Annotated in this window: 15 protein-coding genes; 9 read left to right on the top strand and 6 right to left on the bottom strand. The window is 62.9% G+C overall.

The window, feature by feature from the left end; all coding sequences use genetic code 11:
- Positions 1 to 168: 168 nt before the first annotated feature.
- The 3 genes from BM416_RS17165 to BM416_RS17175 all read right to left on the bottom strand — a co-directional run bounded on the left by BM416_RS17165 (position 169) and on the right by BM416_RS17175 (position 6,276).
- Positions 169 to 3,840, bottom strand: coding sequence for a translocation/assembly module TamB domain-containing protein (locus tag BM416_RS17165; protein ID WP_092488836.1), 3,672 nt, complete (start codon positions 3,838 to 3,840; stop codon positions 169 to 171).
- A complete protein-coding gene (locus BM416_RS17170; RefSeq protein WP_092488837.1) occupies positions 3,840 to 5,567 on the bottom strand; it encodes an autotransporter assembly complex protein TamA in 1,728 nt (575 codons plus the stop codon). Before BM416_RS17170 ends, BM416_RS17165 begins: the two co-directional genes overlap by 1 nt.
- Before the next feature lie 64 nt (positions 5,568 to 5,631).
- Positions 5,632 to 6,276: a GNAT family N-acetyltransferase gene (locus tag BM416_RS17175; RefSeq protein WP_092488838.1), complete on the bottom strand. Its 645-nt coding sequence runs from the start codon at positions 6,274 to 6,276 to the stop codon at positions 5,632 to 5,634.
- Between the two features lie 168 nt (positions 6,277 to 6,444).
- Here BM416_RS17175 and xthA point away from each other — a divergent pair, with 168 nt between their 5' ends.
- Positions 6,445 to 7,257, top strand: a complete 813-nt coding sequence (xthA, locus tag BM416_RS17180; protein ID WP_092488839.1) for an exodeoxyribonuclease III — start codon at positions 6,445 to 6,447, stop codon at positions 7,255 to 7,257.
- Between the two features lie 149 nt (positions 7,258 to 7,406).
- The gene (locus BM416_RS17185; protein WP_092488840.1) at positions 7,407 to 8,741 is read left to right on the top strand and encodes a substrate-binding domain-containing protein; all 1,335 of its coding nucleotides are present in this window, start codon (positions 7,407 to 7,409) and stop codon (positions 8,739 to 8,741) included.
- Positions 8,742 to 8,863: 122 nt separating this feature from the next.
- Here the strand turns inward: BM416_RS17185 and BM416_RS17190 are convergent, their stop codons facing one another.
- A complete protein-coding gene (locus BM416_RS17190) occupies positions 8,864 to 10,093 on the bottom strand; it encodes an acyl-CoA dehydrogenase (protein WP_032860248.1) in 1,230 nt (409 codons plus the stop codon).
- Between the two features lie 166 nt (positions 10,094 to 10,259).
- Here BM416_RS17190 and BM416_RS17195 point away from each other — a divergent pair, with 166 nt between their 5' ends.
- The 3 genes from BM416_RS17195 (at position 10,260) to BM416_RS17205 (ending at position 12,618) form a co-directional block, all read left to right on the top strand.
- On the top strand, positions 10,260 to 11,195 hold the full coding sequence (locus tag BM416_RS17195; RefSeq protein WP_027606275.1) for a LysR family transcriptional regulator: 936 nt from the start codon (positions 10,260 to 10,262) through the stop codon (positions 11,193 to 11,195).
- A 114-nt stretch (positions 11,196 to 11,309) separates the two neighbouring features.
- Positions 11,310 to 11,702, top strand: coding sequence for a MerR family transcriptional regulator (locus tag BM416_RS17200; RefSeq protein ID WP_027606274.1), 393 nt, complete (start codon positions 11,310 to 11,312; stop codon positions 11,700 to 11,702).
- Between the two features lie 16 nt (positions 11,703 to 11,718).
- Positions 11,719 to 12,618, top strand: a complete 900-nt coding sequence (locus BM416_RS17205; RefSeq protein WP_092488841.1) for a hydroxymethylglutaryl-CoA lyase — start codon at positions 11,719 to 11,721, stop codon at positions 12,616 to 12,618.
- Between the two features lie 543 nt (positions 12,619 to 13,161).
- Here the strand turns inward: BM416_RS17205 and BM416_RS17210 are convergent.
- Positions 13,162 to 14,799, bottom strand: coding sequence for an AMP-binding protein (locus BM416_RS17210; protein WP_092488842.1), 1,638 nt, complete (start codon positions 14,797 to 14,799; stop codon positions 13,162 to 13,164).
- A 150-nt stretch (positions 14,800 to 14,949) separates the two neighbouring features.
- Between BM416_RS17210 and BM416_RS17215 the strand changes: the two genes are divergently transcribed.
- From BM416_RS17215 to BM416_RS17230, 4 genes are read left to right on the top strand one after another with little or no spacing between them, the layout of a single operon-like run.
- Positions 14,950 to 16,113 (top strand): isovaleryl-CoA dehydrogenase, encoded by a 1,164-nt coding sequence (locus BM416_RS17215; protein ID WP_092357658.1) that lies wholly within the window; start codon positions 14,950 to 14,952, stop codon positions 16,111 to 16,113.
- 11 nt (positions 16,114 to 16,124) lie between these two features.
- Positions 16,125 to 17,732: a carboxyl transferase domain-containing protein gene (locus BM416_RS17220; RefSeq protein WP_092488843.1), complete on the top strand. Its 1,608-nt coding sequence runs from the start codon at positions 16,125 to 16,127 to the stop codon at positions 17,730 to 17,732.
- 14 nt (positions 17,733 to 17,746) lie between these two features.
- Positions 17,747 to 18,553, top strand: coding sequence for a gamma-carboxygeranoyl-CoA hydratase (locus BM416_RS17225; protein ID WP_092488844.1), 807 nt, complete (start codon positions 17,747 to 17,749; stop codon positions 18,551 to 18,553).
- Positions 18,550 to 20,475 (top strand): acetyl/propionyl/methylcrotonyl-CoA carboxylase subunit alpha, encoded by a 1,926-nt coding sequence (locus tag BM416_RS17230; protein WP_092488845.1) that lies wholly within the window; start codon positions 18,550 to 18,552, stop codon positions 20,473 to 20,475. The genes BM416_RS17225 and BM416_RS17230 overlap by 4 nt, the downstream gene beginning before the upstream one ends.
- Here BM416_RS17230 and BM416_RS17235 read toward each other — a convergent pair.
- On the bottom strand, positions 20,472 to 21,107 hold the full coding sequence (locus BM416_RS17235; protein ID WP_092488846.1) for a LexA family protein: 636 nt from the start codon (positions 21,105 to 21,107) through the stop codon (positions 20,472 to 20,474). The two genes, BM416_RS17230 and BM416_RS17235, sit on opposite strands and share 4 nt — an antisense overlap.
- Positions 21,108 to 21,153: the final 46 nt, after the last annotated feature.

Raw genomic sequence — 21,153 nt, forward strand, 5'->3', positions numbered from 1 at the left:
TGACGAGATGTTACTGCCTAGGCAGCGAAAGTCAAATGGAATAATTAGCTTGCTTGCTAATGTGGGAGGGGGCTTGCCCCCGATAGCGTTGGGTCAGTCACTGATGTGTTGACTGAACGACCGCCATCGGGGGCAAGCCCCCTCCCACATTTTGTACCGCGACAGGATCTAGAAATCGCGCTTGTAGAAGATGTCGAGGGAACTGGCCACGCCACTCGCCACTTCCAGGTACACCTTCTTGCTCAGCAGGTAGCGCAAGGCGATGGTGCTGGCCGGTTCAAACACTCCTACCCCGTAACGCAGGCTGAGTTTCTCGGTGATCTTGCCGCTGGCCACCACTGCCGTATTGTTGCCGCTGCCCTGGGTGTCGAGGTCGAAGTCGCGAATCCCCAGTTTGTTGGCAAGATCCGAGGTGACCCCGGCGCTGCCCATCAGGCCCAGGCCAAGGGCGGCCTGGGCGAGCATGTTGTTGTCTTCGCCGGTGGAGCTCAGCGGACGGCCCAGCACCAGGTAGGACAGCGCCTGTTCCTGGCTCATGGCCGGTTCCGAGAAGATCTGCGTGGTGGGCTGCTCGGCGCTGCCGCTGAGGCGGATACCGGCGACTACATCGTCGGTCTTGCGGATCGCTTCGATATCCAGGTACGGCTGGTCGAGCGGCCCGGCGAACAGCAGGCGTGCGCGGCGCACATCCAGGCGCTGGCCATAGGCGCGGTAGCGACCGTCGTTGAGCCACAACTCGCCACGGGTATCCATGTTGTCGCCGATGTGCACATGGCCCTGCACCTTGGCGGTGAGGCCGAAGCCCGAGAAGTTGAGCTGGTCTTCGCCCACCGCCACGTCGATATCCATGGCCATGGCCATCGGTGGCTTGCCCTCTTCGGTCTGGCTGCCGACGATCACGGTGTCATCCGAGACCTTGACCGTCGAAGGCGGCAGTTCGCGCACGGTGATGTCGCCGCGGGGGATTCGCACCTTGCCGGCTATCGCCAGTTTGTCGTTCTTCAGGCTGATCTTCAGGTCCGGGGCCACTTCCAGCACCGCATAGGGCTCCACCGTGACCGGCAGTTGCGAGCCTTGCAGGCTGAGGTCCACCACCAGGGCCTGGCCCCAGTCGACCTGGCCCTTGAGGCTGCCCTGCCCGGCCTTGCCACTGCGCCATGCGCCATTCAATTGCACGCTTTCACCGGCGATCAGCGCCTGCACGTTCAGGCCTTCAAGGCTGATGGGCAATTCCGGCCCGGAGACTTCACCGCCCACCAGGTTGACGTTGCCGTTGACCTGCGGCGCCAGCAGGCCACCGGCGATCCGGCCGCTGCCGTTGAGCTTGCCGTTGAGTTTCTCGACCATTGGCACAAACGGCCGCGCCACGGCGAGATCGAGGCCGGTCAGGCTGAAATTGCCGCTGATCGGCTTGTTTTTCGGCAACGGGTTGATCTGCGCCTGCAACAGCAACTCGCCGAGTTTGCCGCCTCGGAAGTTCAGCTGGGTGTCGATGCGCTTGGGGTTGAGGGTGGTTTCCAGCTTGAGGGTGTCGTAGGGGAAATCCAGCCACTGGTCCTTGTCCTTGACCCGCAGGGTGCCGCCGCTGGCATCCACCGCGACCACGCCTTTGGGGCCGCTGTCAGGCAGGTCCAGTTGGACGTCGGCGTTGAGCTTGCCCTGCCAGGCGAAGTCCTTGGGCAGAAACGCCGCCAGGCTGTCGATGGGGAATTGCTTGAGGTGGTAGCGTAATTTGGGTTCGGGCATCAGGCGCTGGTCTTCACCGCACAGGCTGGCGGCGCCGGAGATCCAGCAGTGGGCCGCGAAGGTCAACTTGCCGTCGGCCAGGCGCTCGATTTTTGCCGGCGCCTGCAGCTTCCAGTCCTGGCCACCCGCCTGCACATCGCCACTGGCCAGGCGACCGCGCCAGTTGCCCTGGTCGAGGTTGCCATCCAGGGCCAGGGCCAGTTTGACCAAGGGGCCGGCCAGGTCGAGTTGGACCTTCTGGCTCCTGATATCGCCCTGGGCACTGGCGGTGAGCGTGCCAACCTGGGTGTCACCGCTTTGAATGCCGCTGCCCTTGAGGTCGATTTTCCCGCGCTGGGCACTGTCCAGGGTCGCGCCCAGGCTCAGGCTTTGCAGGCGATTATCGGCGAACGCCAGTTGCTGGCCCTTGAGGTCGAGTTTGCCTTGGGGCGCCTTGAGGCTGCCGGCCACGTCGAGTCGGCCATTCACCTGACCACGCAACTGCGGCCACAGCTGAGCCAGGCGCGCCAGCTTGATGTCGATCTGCCCGGCCAGGCGTTGCTGCAGGCTGCCGCTGCCGTTGACGCGGTTGTCGCCCAGGCGGATATCCAGGTTGGCCAGGGTCCATTGCTCGCCCGCGCCTTCGGCCTTGGCCGCCAGCACGGCGGTTTGCCCACGCAGGCGGCCCTTGAGGTCGAGGTCGGCGTTGAGCTTGAGCTGTTCGTTTTTGAATTCACCTTTGCTGCGCAAGGGGCCAGCCAGCGTGCCCGGCAATTCCGCCACCCAGTACGCCGGGTTCAGCGCCGACAGGTCCAACGCGGTGTCCCAGGCAATCCCATCGGCGAATTGCAGGTTCAGGTGCCCTTCGGCCTTGCCTTGGCCAGCGGTCAGTTTCAGCTCCGGCAGGAAGATTTGCGTGAGGTCGCCACTGAACGGCGTGACCAGATTGAATTTGCCGGCCGGGCCGTCGAGGTCGGCCTTGAGGTTACCGAGGTAGTTGCCGTCTTTGTAGGAAATCTCACCGTTGAAGGTGCGCAACACCACCTGTGGCTCGTCGATCAGCGGGTAGAGGCGATGCCAGGGAAAGTCCAGCCAGTCGATCTTGGCCTCGGCACTGAAGCCTTGTTGCCAGTCCAACTGCGCCGTGAGCTTGAGGCTTTGTTTGTCGCCGGCATTCAGGTCCAGGCCGGCGATCTGCGCGCCCTTGGCGTCGACCTTGCCTTGCAGCAGCAGGTCCACCGGGCCTTTTTCCGCCGGCAGTACAGCCTTGCCCAGCAGTTGGTAGCCGCTGCCCAGGTCGCCCTTGGCGGTGAGGTCCAGTTGATTGAGTTGCAGGGTGTCGGGCAGATCGGCGCTGGGTTTGAAGCCATCGGCAGTGAGGTGCAACTGGGCCGGGAGGTTGTCCACCAGGGGTTGCAGCTCGCCCTTGAGTTTGGCCGGCAGGTAGCCGCTGCTGTCGGCGTCGAGCCTGAGGGTCTTGAGCAGGTCGCCCTCGACCTTGAGCGCCACCGTCCACGGCGCGCCGCCGGGGGCGTAGGGCAGGCTCAGGTTGCCGCTGGCGGTCAGCGGCCAGTCGCCGCTGGGTTGCAACAGGCCGTTCAGGTCCAGCACCAGGCCGTCCCGTTGCAGGTGCACCGCGTCAATCTGCATGCCGGCGGCGGTCCAGTGCGCGGCCAGTTGCAGGCCCTTGAGTTGTTCGCTGCCGTTGAACAGCAGGCTGCCGACGCGAATGTCGCCCAACTGAATGGAAACGGGCAGCTTCAGGTCCGGCAAGTGAATCGGCCCACTGCTCTCTTCAGTGCTCGGCGCGACGTCCAGGCGGACTTGCTCCACATCCAGGCGATTGATGCACAGGGTCATGCGCAACAGGCACGCCGGCGACCAGTCAAACGTCGGCGCATCGAGTTCGACGCGACTGCCGTCCTGCGCCCACAGCAGATGATCGGCGCGCCACTGGCCGCCCAGACGGCCGTGGAAATTCTCTACGCTCAAACCCGGTAAACGCCCCAGCGCCCAGCGACTGCCCGCCTGGGTGCCGAGGACCGCCCACAGGGCCAGCAACAACACGACAAGGACGGCCAACACGGCCAGCCCCGCTATTTTCACACCACGCATCACAGCTCAGGCCCCATGGAAAAGTGCAATCGAACGCCGCCGGGGTCTTCCAGGGCGTGGGCCAGGTCCAGGCGGATCGGGCCGACCGGCGAGACCCAGCGGATGCCGACACCCACACCGGTCTTCAAGCTGGGCAACTCCAGGGAGTTGAACGAGTTACCCTGGTCGATAAAGGTCGCAATCCGCCATTTTTCGGCGATGGAATATTGATACTCGGCACTCAGGGCCACCATGTAGCGGCCGCCGATACGGTCGCCCCGGTCATTCTCCGGCGACAGGGTCTGGTACTCGTAGCCGCGCACGCTCTGGTCGCCACCGGCGAAGAAACGCAGCGACGGCGGCACCGACTTGTAGCCATTAGTGGCACTGCCGCCGACCTGCGCACGCGCCAGGAAGCGGTGGTTGTCCCACAGGGTGGTCAGGCCCTTGACCATGGCCGTGCCGTACAGCAGGTTGGTGTCGGAGCCCAACCCTTCCTTGGCCACCTTGCTGTCGAATTGCAGGCGGTAGCCGTTGTGGGGGTCGATGCGGTTATCGCTGCGCAGATAGGAATAACTGATCCCCGGCATCACCAGGTTACTGAGGCCCGAGTCATTGCCCAGGCGATATTCTTCGCGCTGGTATTTGAGCGAGATCACCCGGGTCCAGCCACTGGGCAACTTGCTGTGCCATTCGGGCCCGAGGGTGAGCAATTTACTCAAGGTGTCGGTGTTGGCGATTTCTTCATTCTGGTAACCGCCGGCGAAACGCAGTTTATCGGTGAGCGGCGGGTCCAGCGGGATGTCGTACCACAGCCCGACGTTCTGCCGAGGTGCCGACAGTTCAGCCTCCCAGCCATAGCTGTGGCCCTGGGGATTGACCCAGTGGCGCGTCCAGTTGGCCTTGCCGCGCGGGCCGACGTCGGTGGAGAAACCCAGGCCCAGGCCCATGGTGCGTGGCTTGCGGGTCTCCAGGTTGACGGCCACCGGGATCACGTCATTGGCCGAAGCCGCGGGTGCGGCGTCGACGCGCACGCCTTCGAAAAAGCCGCTGGCTTGCAGGTTCTGGTTGAGTTCGGCGATCAGTTCAGAATCGTAGGGGGCGCCACTTTTAAACGGCACCATGCGTTGCAGCAGCTCTTCGTCAAACGGCGTATCGCCGGCAAAGCTGACCTTGCCCAAGGTGTAGCGCGGGCCGCTGTCATAGATGAGTTCGATATCGGCGACACCGGCCTGGGGGTCTACCGAGAGTTTCTGGTGAGTGAAGCGCCCGCTGAAAAAGCCGTAGCGCGAGGCCTGGTTCTGGATCAGACGCTTGGCGTCTTCGTAGTGGCCGTGGTTGAGCACGGCGCCGGATTTCAGGTCGTCGCTGGCGGGCACGCGAAAGGCCTTGAGGTCAGCGGCCGGGCCGTCGACCCGAATGGTCACGTTGCGCAGATGCACCGGTTCGCCGGGATCGATGGTGAGGATCAGGCGCGGGTTCTTGCCGCCCTTCACATCGCTTTCGATCCGGGGCTGATAGAAACCTAAAGCCTGGGCGGCTTTGCGCGCCTGCTCTTCGGCCCCACGGCTGAACCGCAGCAAGGCCTCTTCGTCACGCTCGCCCACCCCGCCGATATAGCCTTCGATGTTGGCTTTCAACGCGTCGTTTTTTGGCTTGATCCGCACGTCCAATTCGCTTTGCGCGAATGCGCCGCAGCTTGTGAACAGCAGAACCAAGCCGCTGGTAAATCTTCCTGGAAACTTCATAGGCGCGGATGCTACACGAGCTGGGGAGAAACTTAGAACTCAGAGGATTCTGAAAAATTCTGCGCTAAGCCGTTGCAGCATGTAACACCTGCGGATTGGGGTGGAAAAATACGTGTTCCAGAATCGGTCCTACCGCCACTTCGCCGATCTCCTCATAGCCCTGGCGTTTGTAGAACTCCAGATAGCGCGAATTCCCCGTGTCCAGTACCACACCGGATGAATGCGGGTCTTCCGCGCACCAGTTGTGCACCGCTCCCAGCAACTGCTCACCATAGTGCTTGCCCTGGAATTGCGGGTGAATGCCCAGCAGCGGCAACACATGCACCGACTCGTTGGGCAGGCAGGCCATCACCGCATAGTGGTAGTCCAGGTAGCGCCGGGTGCCGCGCACGCCGGTGCTCAACCACATGCGCAATTGCCAGGCCCAACTTTCGGTAATCCCCAGGCGCCGCTGCGGGGGCGCGATCAGCGCGATGCCGATCAGGCGGTCGTTGACGAACAGGCCGATGGCGGGAAGTTTCTGGAAGAAATGCTGCTTGACCAGTTCGCGCACCGTGGCACGTACCCGTTGTTCATAGCCTGCGCGTTCCGCCTCGAAGATGTAGGCAAACGTCGGCTCATGCCGATAGGCCTGGTACAGCAGCGAGCGTGCTTCGCGGGAGTAGCCGCTGTTGAGCAGGCGAACTTCGCCAATGGCAGTGTCAGTCATACGGTCAATCTCCCTGGGCGCCACTCAATAGATGGCGTTCTTATGGGTACGAACCTACGCAGCACCAGTCGTTCCCAGACATTAGCAGTGCATCTGTCCTACCGCCACGCTGGCCCCCGTCAGACTTGTCCGCTAGCATCGCCCTTTTGCCAGACTGGACCGCCGACCATGAAAATCGTCTCCTTCAATATCAACGGGCTGCGCGCCCGCCCTCATCAGCTGGCGGCACTGATTGAAAAACACCAACCCGACGTGATCGGCCTGCAGGAAACCAAGGTCCACGACGACCAGTTCCCTCTGGCCGAAGTGCAGGCCCTGGGCTATCACGTGTACTACCACGGCCAAAAAGGCCACTACGGTGTAGCGCTGCTCTCGCGCAAAGAAGCCTTGAGCGTGCACAAGGGGTTTGCCAGCGATGAAGAAGACGCCCAGCGTCGTTTTATCTGGGGCACCTTCGCCGATGAAAACGGCCAGCCCATCACCATCATGAACGGCTATTTCCCACAAGGTGAAAGCCGCGACCACCCGACCAAGTTCCCCGCCAAGCAGCGCTTCTACGCAGATTTGCAGCACCTGCTGGAAAGCCAGTTCAGCAACGACCAGGCCCTGGTGGTGATGGGCGATGTGAACATTTCCCCGGAAGACTGCGACATCGGCATCGGTGCCGACAACGCCAAGCGCTGGCTGAAAACCGGCAAGTGCAGCTTCCTGCCTGAAGAGCGCGAGTGGATGACGCGCCTGAAGAACTGGGGCTTGGTGGACAGTTTCCGCCACCTGAATCCCGAGGTGGCGGACCGTTTCAGTTGGTTCGACTACCGCAGCCGTGGGTTCGAGGATGAGCCCAAGCGTGGGCTGCGCATTGACGTGATCATGGCCTCCAATGGCTTGTTGCCACGAGTCAAGGATGCCGGGGTGGATTACGACCTGCGGGGCTTGGAGAAACCGTCTGACCATGCGCCGATCTGGCTTGAACTGAGCTGATCCCCCTGACTGTACTCGGGCCAAATGTGGGAGGGGGCTTGCCCCCGATCGCGGTGTATCAGTAACAGATAAGCTGACTGTCAGTCACATTATTGAAATCCAAGTGACTTAATCTCGCGGCACTCCCTTTGGCTTGAGAAGGTGCCGGCATGATGCTGCGCGTTCTGTTCCTGTTGTGTAGCGCGTTTTCCCTCTGCGTCGTGGCTGCCCCCCTCCCCGTTCCCGACCAAGGCCCGGCTTTGCGCATCCAGGGTTCCAACACCATTGGCGCGGCGCTGGGGCCGGCGTTGGTCAAGGGGTTGATGGAGCATCAGGGCCTGCAGGCGGTGCGCAGCGAACCGGCCGAGGGCGCCAATGAACAGCGCGTGATCGGCAAGACGCGCCAGGGCAGGACGGTGACCGTCGAGGTGGCGGCCCATGGTTCCAGCACCGGGTTTGCCGCGCTGAAAAACGCCAGCGCCGACCTGGCCGCCTCGTCCCGGCCGATAAAAGACAGTGAACTGGTGGACCTCGAACCGCTCGGCGACCTGAAAAGCCCCGAGGCCGAACAGGTGATCGCCATCGACGGCCTGGCCATTATCCTCAACCCGCGCAACCCGCTGAATACGTTGAACACCGAGCAACTGGCGCAGATTTTCAACGGCGAAATCAACACCTGGGAAGCATTGGGCGGGATCGGCGGCACCATTCACCTGTACGCGCGGGATGATCAATCCGGCACCTATGACACCTTCAAGGACCTGGTGCTGCGCCTGGGCGGCAAGCCCCTGGCCGCGTCCGCCAAGCGCTTCGAGTCCAGCGAAGCGTTGTCCGATGCGGTGAGCCGGGATCCCCAGGGCATCGGTTTTATCGGCTTGCCTTACGTGCGCCAGGCCAAGGCAGTGGCGATTGTCGATGGCGACTCACAACCGATGTTGCCGTTGAACAGCCTGATTGCCACCGAGGATTACCCGCTGTCACGCCGGCTGTTCTTCTACCTGCCGCCCTCCTCCAGCAACCCGTGGGCCAAGGCCCTGGTGGACTTTGCCCAGAGCAGCAAAGGCCAGGCGATTGTGGCGGCCAATGGGTTTATTGCGCAGCAGGTGCAGGCGATGACGGTGGAGCCGCGCCCTTCGATGCCCGACGACTACCAGGCGATTGCCCGTGACGCCCAGCGTTTGAGCGTGAATTTTCGCTTCGAGGAAGGCAGCGCCAGCCTGGACAACAAGGCGCGCCAGGATGTGCAACGCGTCGTGGCCTATATAAAGAGCCACAACCAACTCGACAAGCAGGTAACGCTGGTGGGATTCGGCGATGCCAAGAATGACCCGCAACGGGCCGCGCTGCTGTCCAAGCTGCGAGCGATGGCGGTGCGCCGGGAGCTGGTCAAGAACGGCGTGGTATTGCGCGATATTCGCGGCTTCGGCGCACAGATGCCGGTGGCGACAAATACGGCGGATGAGGGGCGGATCAAGAATCGGCGGGTGGAGGTTTGGGTGTACTGAGGGCTGCTGGATCTTCAGGGCCTGATCCGGCCTCATCGGGGGCAAGCCCCCTCCCACACTTTGAATGTATTCCCAAATCAAAATGTGGGAGGGGGCTTGCCCCCGATTCAGGCGACGCGGTGTTACTGCCCGCTGCGCATCAACTCTTTAGGCACATACTTGCCGATCTCGAACTTGCCGATGGCCGCGCGGTGCACTTCGTCCGGGCCGTCGGCCAGGCGCAGGGTGCGTTGCATGGCGTACATGTAGGCCAGCGGGAAGTCGTTGGAGACGCCGGCGCCGCCGTGGATCTGGATCGCGCGGTCGATCACCTTCAACGCCACGTTCGGCGCCACCACCTTGATCTGGGCGATTTCACTTTTCGCCACTTTATTGCCCACGGTGTCCATCATGTACGCCGCTTTCAAGGTCAGCAGGCGCGCCATGTCGATTTCCATGCGTGAGTCGGCGATCTTGTCGATATTGCCGCCCAGGCGCGCCAAAGGCTTGCCGAACGCGGTGCGGCTGACGGAGCGTTTGCACATCAGTTCCAGCGCGCGCTCGGCCATGCCGATGGAGCGCATGCAGTGGTGGATACGGCCGGGGCCAAGGCGACCTTGGGCAATCTCGAAGCCTCGGCCTTCACCCAGCAGTACGTTTTCGTACGGCACGCGGACATTGTCGAACAGCACTTCGGCGTGACCGTGGGGCGCGTCGTCGTAGCCGAACACCGGCAGCGGGCGTACGATTTTCACGCCGGGGGCGTCCACCGGCACCAGGATCATCGAGTGCTGCTGGTGGCGCGGTGCATCCGGGTTGCTCAGGCCCATGAAGATCAGGATCTTGCAGCGCGGGTCGCAGGCGCCGGAGGTCCACCACTTCTTGCCGTTGATCACCCACTCGTCGCCCTGGCGCTCGGCGCGGGCGGCCATGTTGGTGGCGTCCGAGGAGGCGACATCGGGCTCGGTCATGGCGAAGGCCGAACGGATCTCGCCGCGCAGCAGCGGCTCGAGCCAGCGTTGTTTCTGCTCTTCGTTGGCGTAGCGCACCAGCACTTCCATGTTGCCGGTGTCGGGGGCGGAGCAGTTGAACGGCTCCGGACCCAGCAGCGAGCGGCCCATGATCTCGGCCAGGGGGGCGTATTCAAGGTTGGTCAGGCCGGCGCCCAGTTCGGACTCGGGCAGGAACAGGTTCCACAGGCCTTCGGCTTTCGCCCGGGCCTTCAGCTCTTCCATGATGGCGGTGGGCTGCCAGCGGTCGCCTTCGCTGACCTGGCGTTCGAACACCGGCTCGGCCGGGTAAACGTAAGCGTCCATGAACGCTGTGACGCGTTCACGCAGTTCCTGAACCTTGGGCGAATAGGCGAAATCCATGAGCAGCTCCCTTCTTTGAGAGGTTGTTTAGGTCATGCAATCGATGCTAGAACAGCGCTGATAATTTACCTAGCCTATTCTCGGCGTGTATTAACATTCATCACCGATATATGATCGACGTATGAGCACGTAACAAATCGCCACCTAATAATAAGAGCGCAACCCAATGAATCTGAGCAAGGTCGACCTCAACCTCTTTATCGTCTTCGACGCGATCTACACCGAAGCCAACCTGACCCGCGCCGGGCAGATTGTCGGCATCACCCAGCCGGCGGTGTCCAACGCCCTGGCGCGCCTGCGCGAGACGTTCAACGACCCGCTGTTCGTGCGCACCGCCCAAGGCATGGTGCCCACGCCGATGGCGCAGAACATCATCGGCCCGGTGCGCAATGCGCTGTCGTTGCTACGGGTGTCGGTGCAGGAAAGCCGCATCTTCAATCCGCAGCAGGCGGCCAAGACCTACCGCATCAGCATGACCGACCTCACCGAAGCGGTGATTCTGCCGCTGCTGTTCCAACGCCTGCGCCGCCTGGCGCCCACCGTGGTGATCGAGAGTTTCCTGTCCAAACGCCGCGAGACCACCAAGGAACTGGCGGCCGGGCGCCTGGATTTTGCCGTGGATGCGCCGCTCAACACCGACCCGCAGGTGCGCCACGTCAAGCTGATGGAAGACCGCTACGTGTGCGCCATGCGCAAGGGCCATCCCATGGCGGGCAAGGACAAGTTCACCCTGGATGACTACCTGTCGCTGACCCATATCCATATCTCCAGCCGCCGCAACGGCTTGGGCCACGTCGACCTGGCCCTGGGCAAGATGGGCATCCAACGCAAGATCGCCCTGCGCTCCCAGCATTACCTGATGGCCTCGCAAGTGTTGCAGCAGACCGACATGGTCATGACCGTGCCCGAACGTTTCGCCCGCCGCCATGAGCTGCATTGGTTCAACCTGCCGGTCAACGACGTGCCACCGGTGGAAACCCACCTGTACTGGCATGAAAGCACCGACCAGGACCCGGCCAACCGCTGGATGCGCGAGCAGATGATCGAGTTGTGCCAGCAAGTCACCGCCCACGAGAAGAAGCTGGACAAACAACAGGCCTGAGGCTGAAGAGCGCCCCCTGTGGCAGGGGGCTTGCCCCGATGGGCTGCGCAGCGGCCCTTGACGTTTACGTCAACCTGACATTAGCTTAGCGCCAAGACCTTCTTGAGCGCCCCCATGAGCACGACCTACAGCATCTCCGACCTCGCCCGCGAGCTCGACATCACCACCCGCGCCATTCGCTTCTATGAAGAACAAGGCCTGCTGGCCCCGGAACGTCGGGGGCAGGAGCGCATTTATTCGGCGCGGGACAAGGTCAGCCTCAAGCTGATCCTGCGGGGCAAACGCATCGGTTTTTCCCTGGCCGAGTGCCGTGAGCTGATCGAACTCTACGACCCCACCGGCGGCAACCAGATCCAACTCAACAGCATGCTGGCCAAGATCGCCGAGCGCCGTGAGCAGTTGGAACAGCAACTGCTGGATATCGAACAAATGAAGCTGGAACTGGACACCGCCGAAGAGCGTTGCACCCAGGCCCTGGCGCAAACCATGGGCCAGGTTGGCCATTGATCAGAAGGTAGCTGCCATGTCCCTCCCCTCCCATGTGCGCCTGGTGGAAGTCGGCCCGCGCGACGGCTTGCAGAACGAAGCCCAGCCCATCAGCGTGGCCGACAAGGTCCAATTGGTGGATGCCCTCAGCGCGGCGGGCCTGAGCTATATCGAAGTCGGCAGTTTTGTCTCGCCCAAGTGGGTGCCGCAAATGGCCGGTTCCGCCGACGTGTTCGCGCAGATCCAGCGCAAGCCCGGCGTAACCTACGGTGCGCTGGCGCCAAACCTGCGTGGTTTCGAGGACGCGCTGGCGGCGGGCGTGAAGGAAGTGGCGGTGTTTGCCGCAGCCTCCGAGGCGTTTTCCCAGCGCAATATCAACTGTTCCATCAGCGAAAGCCTGGAGCGTTTTGCGCCGATCATGGCGGCGGCGAGGCAGCACGGCATCAGCGTGCGCGGCTATGTGTCCTGTGTGTTGGGTTGCCCTTACGAAGGTGAGATTGCGCCGGAACAGGTGGCGGCGGTCGCGCGGGAGTTGTATGCCATGGGCTGCTACGAGGTGTCCCTGGGCGACACCATCGGCACCGGCACGGCGGGCAACACGCGGCGGCTGTTCGAGGTGGTCGGCGCGCAGGTGCCACGGGACAAACTGGCGGGCCACTTCCATGACACCTATGGCCAGGCCATCGCCAATATCTATGCCGGCCTTCTGGAAGGCATTACGGTATTCGACAGCTCTATTGCAGGCCTCGGCGGCTGCCCCTATGCCAAGGGCGCCAGCGGTAACGTCGCCACCGAAGATGTGCTGTACCTGCTCAATGGCCTCGGGATCGACACCGGCATCGACCTGGACGCATTGATTCGCGCGGGCCTGCAAATCAGCCATGTCCTCGGCCGCCCCACGGGCTCGCGCGTAGCCAAGGCGCGGACAGCCGTTTGAGTAGCGTAGCCGTGACAATGTGTTACCGCACGGCTACACATCGAGTAACACGGGAACATATTTTGTCGTATTTTCTGTAGGTCAAGGCCTACTAAAAAAATTAACTTATTGATTTTAAAGGAATTTAAAAAGTTGGCACGCCTTCTGCTATCTCTATGGCATAACAAGAATAAAAAGCGCCAAACCTAATAAAAATAAGACGAAACGACTCTGACATAACAAAAACAACACGGCAGAGACGCAGCTAACAGATTTTTTTGGAGAAGATGTGCTTCGCAGGGTCCGGCATGCCGAAACCCGCAACCGGTTAGAGAAAAATAAAACTACCTCAGGTAGCTACCCACTGGTTGGATCGTTAACGAAGAAGCAGATCAGCGCTCAAAAAAATACGTTTGCTCTTGACCCCGGATGGGGGTCGCCAAAAACAGCGGTAAAGGGTAACGGTTGCCAAAAACAACAATAGACCGCCCCTCAATAATAAAAAAAGAGCACGCAACGACAAATTAAAGGGGACCTTCGGGTCCCCTTTGTGCTTTCTGGCCTTTAACCCTGCCCTGCCCCCAGCTCTTCGATCGAGATCTCGCGCATGCGGAATTTCTGGATCTTGCCCGTCACCGTCATCGGAAACTCCTCCACGAACTTGAAATACCGCGGCGTCTTGAAGTGCGCGATGCGGCCCTTGCACCAGGTCTGCAGTTCCTGTTCGCTGGCCACATGACCGGGATGTAGCTTGACCCAGGCCACGATCTCCTCGCCGTAGCGCTCGTCCGGAATGCCGATGACCTGTACATCGGCCACCGCCGGGTGGGTGAAGAAAAACTCTTCCACCTCGCGCGGGTACACGTTTTCGCCACCGCGAATGATCATGTCCTTGTTGCGCCCGGCGATGCACACATAGCCATGGGCATCCATGGTGGCCAGGTCGCCGGTGTGCATCCAGCCCGCAGCGTCGATGGCCTCGCGGGTGCCGTCGGGGTTGTTCCAGTAGCCGAGCATCACGCTGTAGCCACGGGTGCACAGTTCGCCGACCTGGCCACGGGGCAGCGTGTTACCGGCTTCATCGATGATCTTGCTTTCCAGTTGCGGCTGGGTGCGGCCGACGGTGGTCACGCGGCGCTCCAGATCGTCATCCGCGCCGGTTTGCAGGGATACGGGGCTGGTCTCGGTCATGCCGTAGGCAATCTGCACCTCGCCCATGTGCAATTCGCCGATGACCCGGCGCATCACCTCGATGGGGCACGTGGCGCCGGCCATGATGCCGGTGCGCAGGGTGGACAGCTCGAACTCGCCCCGGCGCGGGTGATCGAGCAAGGCAATAAACATGGTGGGCACGCCGTACAGGCCGGTGGCACGTTCTTCGGCGACGGCGGTGAGGGTCAGCAGTGGATCGAAGCCGTCATTCGGGTAGATCATGGTGGTGCCATGGGTGATGCAGCCCAGGTTGCCCATCACCATGCCGAAGCAGTGGTACAGCGGCACCGGGATCACCAGGCGGTCCTGCGCGGTGAGGCCCAGGCTTTCGCCGACCATATAGCCGTTATTGAGGATGTTGTGATGACTGAGGGTGGCGCCCTTGGGGAAACCGGTGGTGCCGGAGGTGTACTGGATATTGACGGCTTGATCGAAGTGCAGGCTGGCCTGGCGGCTGTGCAATTGCTCGGGCGGCAGACCAGCACCGAGGGCCGCCAGTTCCGACCAGGGCAGGAAGCCCGGGGGCGGGGTGGGGTCGAGGCTGATCATGCCGCGCAGCTCAGGCTGCAATGCCTGCAGCATCGCGTGGTAGTCGGAGGTCTTGAACGCGCCGGCGCACACCAGCCACTCGCAGCCGGACTGCTTGAGCACGTAGTCCAGTTCACTGCTGCGATACGCCGGGTTGATATTGACCAGGATCACGCCAATCTTGGCGCTGGCGATCTGGCTGATGCACCACTCGGCACAATTGGGCGCCCAGATCCCCAGGCGGTCGCCGGTCTGCATACCCAAGGCCAGGAACGCGCGAGCGTGCACCTCGACGGTCTCGGCCAGTTGCCGCCAGGTGTAGCGACGCTGCTGATGGCGCACCACAAGGGCCTCGCCATCGGGGTGTTGCGCCACGGTGTGATCGAAGGCCTGGCCAATGGTCATGGCCAGCAAGGCCTTGTCCTGGGAGCCACGGCTGTAGCTCGGATGCGGTTGATCCATAACGACCCCTGTTGTCTTTTTTGTAGGTTGACGTATACGTAAACTACGATTGACAGCACCGTAACGCAAGCTTACGTTAACGTAAAGGTGAGCGCCCTTCCCTGGCGCGCCATCCACACAACAACAACGCTCACATTAAGGTGCCTGTCCATGAGTTACCCGTCCCTGAACTTCGCCCTCGGTGAAACCATCGACATGCTGCGCGACCAGGTGCAGTCCTTCGTGGCCAAGGAAATCGCCCCCCGTGCGGCACAGATCGACATCGACAACCTGTTCCCCGCCGACCTGTGGCGCAAGTTCGGGGACATGGGCCTGCTGGGCATCACCGTACCGGAAGAATACGGCGGCGCCGGCCTGGGCTACCTGGCCCACGTGGTGAGCATGGAAGAAATCAGCCGTGGCTCGGCCTCGGTGGCGTTGTCCTACGGCGCCCACTCCAACCTGTGCGTGAACCAGATCAACCGCAACGGTACTCACGAACAGAAACTCAAGTACCTGCCCAAACTGATCAGCGGCGAACACGTCGGCGCCCTGGCCATGAGCGAGCCCAACGCCGGTTCCGATGTGGTCTCGATGAAACTGCGCGCCGACAAGCACGGCGACCACTACGTGCTCAACGGCAGCAAGACCTGGATCACCAACGGCCCCGACGCCAGCACCTATGTGATCTACGCCAAGACCGACCTGGAAAAGGGCCCCCACGGCATCACCGCGTTTATCGTCGAGCGCGACTGGAAAGGCTTCAGCCGCAGCAACAAGTTCGACAAGCTCGGCATGCGTGGCTCCAACACCTGCGAACTGTTCTTCGATGACGTGCAAGTGCCGGAAGAAAACATCCTCGGCGTGCTCAACGGCGGCGTGAAAGTGCTGATGAGCGGCCTCGATTACGAGCGCGTGGTGTTGTCCGGCGGCCCCACCGGGATCATGCAGGCGTGCATGGACCTGATCGTGCCGTACATCCACGATCGCAAGCAGTTCGGTCAAAGCATCGGCGAGTTCCAGCTGATCCAGGGCAAGGTCGCCGACATGTACACCCAGCTCAACGCCAGCCGCGCCTACCTCTACGCGGTGGCCCAGGCCTGCGAACGCGGCGAAACCACGCGCAAGGACGCGGCCGGGGTCATCCTGTACAGCGCCGAACGCGCCACGCAAATGGCCCTCGACGCGATCCAGATCCTCGGCGGCAATGGCTACATCAATGAATTCCCCGCCGGGCGCCTGCTGCGGGACGCCAAGCTGTATGAAATCGGCGCCGGCACCAGTGAGATTCGGCGGATGCTGATCGGTCGCGAACTCTTCAACGAAACCCGCTGAAGGAGCGCCCCATGGCCACCTTGTACACCCAGCTCAACCCACGCTCGGCGGAGTTCGCCAGCAACAGCGCGGCGATGCGCCGACAGGTCGACGCCCTGCACACCCTGCTCGCCCATGTGCAGCAAGGCGGCGGCGCCAAGGCCCAGGAGCGCCACACCTCGCGCGGCAAACTGCTGCCGCGCGAGCGCATCAATCGCCTGCTGGACCCAGGCTCGCCGTTCCTCGAACTCAGCCAACTGGCCGCCCATCAGGTGTATGGCGAAGACGTGCCGGCCGCCGGCGTGATCGCCGGCATCGGCCGCGTGGAAGGCGTCGAATGCATGATCGTCGCCAACGACGCCACGGTGAAAGGCGGCTCCTACTACCCGCTCACGGTGAAAAAACACCTGCGCGCCCAGACCATCGCCGAACAGAACCGCCTGCCGTGCATTTACCTGGTGGACTCCGGCGGCGCCAACCTGCCGCGCCAGGATGAAGTGTTTCCCGACCGCGAACACTTCGGGCGGATCTTCTTCAACCAGGCCAACATGAGTGCCCAGGGCATCCCGCAGATCGCCGTGGTGATGGGCTCGTGCACCGCCGGTGGCGCCTACGTGCCGGCCATGGCCGACGAAGCGATCATGGTGCGCAACCAAGCCACCATCTTCCTGGCCGGCCCGCCATTGGTGAAGGCGGCTACCGGTGAAGTGGTCAGCGCCGAAGACCTCGGCGGTGCCGACGTGCACTGCAGGATATCCGGCGTCGCCGACCACTATGCCGACAGTGATGAACACGCCCTGGCCCTGGCCCGCCGCAGCGTGGCCAACCTCAATTGGCGCAAGCAGGGCCAATTGCTGCAACGCACGCCCGTGGCGCCGTTGTACAGCAGCGAAGAGCTCTACGGCGTGATCCCGGCCGATGCCAAGCAGCCGTTCGATGTGCGCGAAGTGATCGCACGGCTGGTGGATGGCTCGGTGTTCGATGAGTTCAAGGCGCTGTTCGGCACCACCCTGGTGTGCGGCTTCGCGCATGTGCACGGCTACCCGATTGCGATCCTGGCGAACAACGGGATTCTGTTCGCCGAAGCCGCGCAAAAAGGCGCGCACTTTATCGAGCTGGCCTGCCAACGGGGGATTCCGCTGCTGTTCCTGCAGAACATCACCGGATTTATGGTCGGCCAGAAATACGAAGCCGGGGGCATCGCCAAGCACGGCGCCAAGCTGGTGACCGCAGTGGCGTGTGCAAAGGTGCCGAAATTCACGGTGATCATCGGCGGCAGCTTCGGCGCCGGCAACTACGGCATGTGCGGCCGCGCCTATGACCCGCGTTTTTTGTGGATGTGGCCCAACGCGCGGATTGGTGTGATGGGCGCCGAACAGGCCGCAGGCGTGCTGGTGCAGGTCAAGCGTGAGCAGGCTGAACGGGCAGGCGTCGGTTTCAGCGCTGAAGAGGAAGCGGCGATCAAGCAGCCGATCCTCGACCAGTACGAAACCCAGGGTCACCCTTATTACTCCAGCGCACGCCTGTGGGACGACGGCGTCATCGACCCGATGCAGACCCGCGATGTGCTGGCCCTGGCCTTGTCCGCCGCGCTGAATGCCCCCATCGAGCCGAGCCGCTTCGGCGTGTTCCGCATGTAAATGGAGCCGTACCCATGAGCGATTTCAATACCCTCGAACTGATCACCGACAGCCGTGGCTTTGCCACCCTGTGGCTCAGCCGAGAAGCCAAGAACAACGCGTTCAACGCCGAGATGATCCGCGAACTGATCATCGCCCTCGACCATGTGCAAGGTGATGCGTCCCTGCGTTTCCTGGTCCTGCGAGGGCGTGGCAGGCACTTCAGCGCCGGTGCCGACCTGGCCTGGATGCAGCAGTCGGCCGAGCTGGATTACCACACCAACCTGGACGACGCCCGCGAACTGGCGGAGCTGATGTACAACCTGGCCAAGCTGAAAATCCCGACCCTGGCGGTGGTGCAAGGCGCGGCCTACGGTGGCGCGCTGGGCCTGATCAGTTGCTGCGACATGGCCATCGGCGCCGATGACGCGCAGTTCTGCCTGTCGGAAGTGCGCATCGGCCTGGCCCCGGCCGTGATCAGCCCGTTCGTGGTGCAGGCCATCGGCGAACGGGCGGCGCGGCGCTATGCCCTGACCGCCGAGCGCTTTGGCGGCCAGCGTGCCCGGGAAATCGGCCTGCTGGCGGAAAGCTACCCGATTGGCGAACTGGCCCAACAGGTGGAACAGTGGATCACCCACCTGCTGCATAACAGCCCGGCAGCGATGCGCGCCAGCAAGGACCTGCTGCGCGAAGTCGGTAACGGCGCGCTCACCCCTGCCCTGCGCCGCTATTGCGAAAATGCCATTGCGCGCATCCGTGTCAGCGCCGAAGGCCAGGAGGGCTTGCGCGCGTTCCTGCAAAAACGCCCACCCAGCTGGCAGCCCCAGGAGCCGCGTTCATGAGCACGCTGACCACCGTACTGGTGGCCAACCGCGGCGAGATTGCCTGCCGGGTGATGCGCACCGCCAAAGCCATGGGCCTGACCACCGTGGCGGTGCACAGCGCCGTCGACCGTGATGCGCGACACAGCCGCGAGGCGGATATTCGTGTCGACCTGGGGGGCAGCAAGGCCACCGAGAGCTACCTGCAAATCGACAAACTGATCGCCGCCGCCCAGGCCAGCGGTGCCCAGGCCATTCACCCAGGCTACGGCTTCCTGTCGGAAAACGCCGGGTTTGCCCGTGCGATCGAGGCGGCGGGCCTGATCTTCCTCGGGCCGCCCGCCTCGGCCATCGACGCCATGGGCAGTAAGTCCGCCGCCAAGGCCCTGATGGAAACCGCCGGCGTGCCCCTGGTGCCTGGGTATCACGGCACAGAGCAGGACCTGGAAACCTTCCGCGCCGCCTGTGAGCGCATCGGCTATCCGGTGCTGCTCAAGGCCACGGCCGGTGGCGGCGGCAAGGGCATGAAGGTGGTGGAGGATGTCAGCCAACTCGCCGACGCCCTGGCCTCGGCCCAGCGTGAGGCGCTGTCGTCCTTCGGCAATGGGCAGATGCTGGTGGAGAAATACCTGCTCAAGCCACGCCACGTAGAGATCCAGGTATTTGCCGATCAGCATGGGCATTGCCTGTACCTCAACGAGCGGGATTGCTCGATCCAACGCCGCCACCAAAAGGTCGTCGAGGAAGCCCCGGCACCGGGGCTGAGCGTTGCACAGCGCAAGGCCATGGGCGAAGCGGCGGTGCGTGCGGCCCAGGCCATCGGTTATGTCGGCGCGGGCACGGTGGAGTTCTTGCTGGATGCGCGCGGCGAGTTTTTCTTCATGGAGATGAACACCCGGCTGCAGGTGGAACACCCGGTCACCGAAGCGATTACCGGCCTGGACCTGGTGGCCTGGCAGATTCGCGTCGCCCAGGGCGAGGCGCTGCCGATCACCCAGGAGCAGGTGCCGCTGATCGGCCATGCGATTGAAGTGCGCTTGTACGCCGAAGACCCGGCCAACGACTTCCTGCCCGCCACCGGGCACCTGGCGCTGTATCGCGAGTCCGCGCCGGGTCCGGGGCGTCGCGTGGACAGTGGTGTCGAGCAAGGAGACGACGTGTCGCCGTTCTACGACCCGATGCTCGGCAAGCTGATTGCCTGGGGCGAAGACCGTGAACAGGCGCGCCTGCGCTTGCTGAGCATGCTCGACGAGTTTGCCGTGGGCGGGCTGAAGACCAATCTGGGCTTCCTGCGGCGCATTATTGGCCATCCGGCATTTGCGGCGGCCGAGTTGGATACCGGGTTCATTCCGCGCTATCAGGACGATCTGCTGCCAGTGCCCGGCGCGTTGAGCGATGAATTCTGGCAGGCCGCAGGTTCTGCCTTCATGCAGAGCTTGCCCCCAGGTAACGGGCCATGGGCGGACACCGGTGGATTCCGTGCGGGACTGCCCGCCGAGGTCTCGCTGCACTTGAGCTGCAATGGCCAGGACCGCCTGGTGACACTGGCCGCCGTCGCCGCGACATTGCAGGGCGAACAGTTAGTGATCGAACACCAGGGCGTCCGTCGTTCACATCTGGCAGTGCGCAACGAGCACAGGGTTTTCCTGCGTTGGGACGGCGAGATGCAGGGCGTGAGCCTGTTCGATCCGATTGCCGCAGTCGAGGCCAGCCAGTCGCACCAGGGCGGCCTCACGGCACCCATGAACGGCAGCATCGTGCGGGTACTGGTGGACGTCGGCCAAACGGTGGAGGCCGGCACCCAGTTGGTGGTGCTCGAAGCGATGAAGATGGAGCACAGCATCCGCGCGCCCCAGGCCGGGGTAGTCAAGGCGCTGTTCTGCCAGGAGGGCGAAATGGTTGCCGAAGGGTGCGCGTTGGTGGAGCTCGAAACGGCGGACTAGAACTTCACCGTGGCCTGCACGACGACGCCGAGGATGCGGCAATCAACGGTGAACAGCAGTTTCGGGTAGGTGGGGTTGAGCGGCACCAGGTAGAGCTGGCCGCTCTCTTCCAGCAACTGCCGGAAGGTCGCCTGGCTACTGCCGGCCCGTTGGGCGACTACCAATTTGCCCGGTTCGGCGGCGATGGCCGGATCCACCAGGATCATCATCCCCGCTGCGATGCTCGGGCCGCTGAGCGCGGTCATGGCGTCGCCTGTCACCGGCAGCCAGAAGGCGTCGCCCCGGGCGTGGTAATCCGTCAGCTCGAAGCGTGCGGCGCCATAGGCCGGGCGCTCTTCGCGCGTTTCGCCCAGGCCTTTCCACTCGCTGACCGGGTAGCGAAAATACGCCGTGTACTGTCTTGCCGGGTCTACGACCTCGTCGGCCTTCTCACGCAGCTCCTGCACCACTTCCAGGTCGCCCAGCCCCAACTCCACCAGCACCCGGTTCATGTCCACCAGGCTCGGCACGCGGCGCTTGTTGAGCCAGTGGCCAACGCCCCCCTGGGACATGCCCAAGCGTTCAGCCAGCTCACCCTGGGTGACCTTGCGGTCTTTCATGTTGGCCTTGACCAACGCTATCCATTTATCCATGGCCGCCGACAATACGTCAGCCAGTTTCCAGGGCAATAAACAGTTT

The organism is Pseudomonas sp. NFACC42-2 (assembly GCF_900116055.1).
Lineage (GTDB): Bacteria > Pseudomonadota > Gammaproteobacteria > Pseudomonadales > Pseudomonadaceae > Aquipseudomonas > Aquipseudomonas marginalis.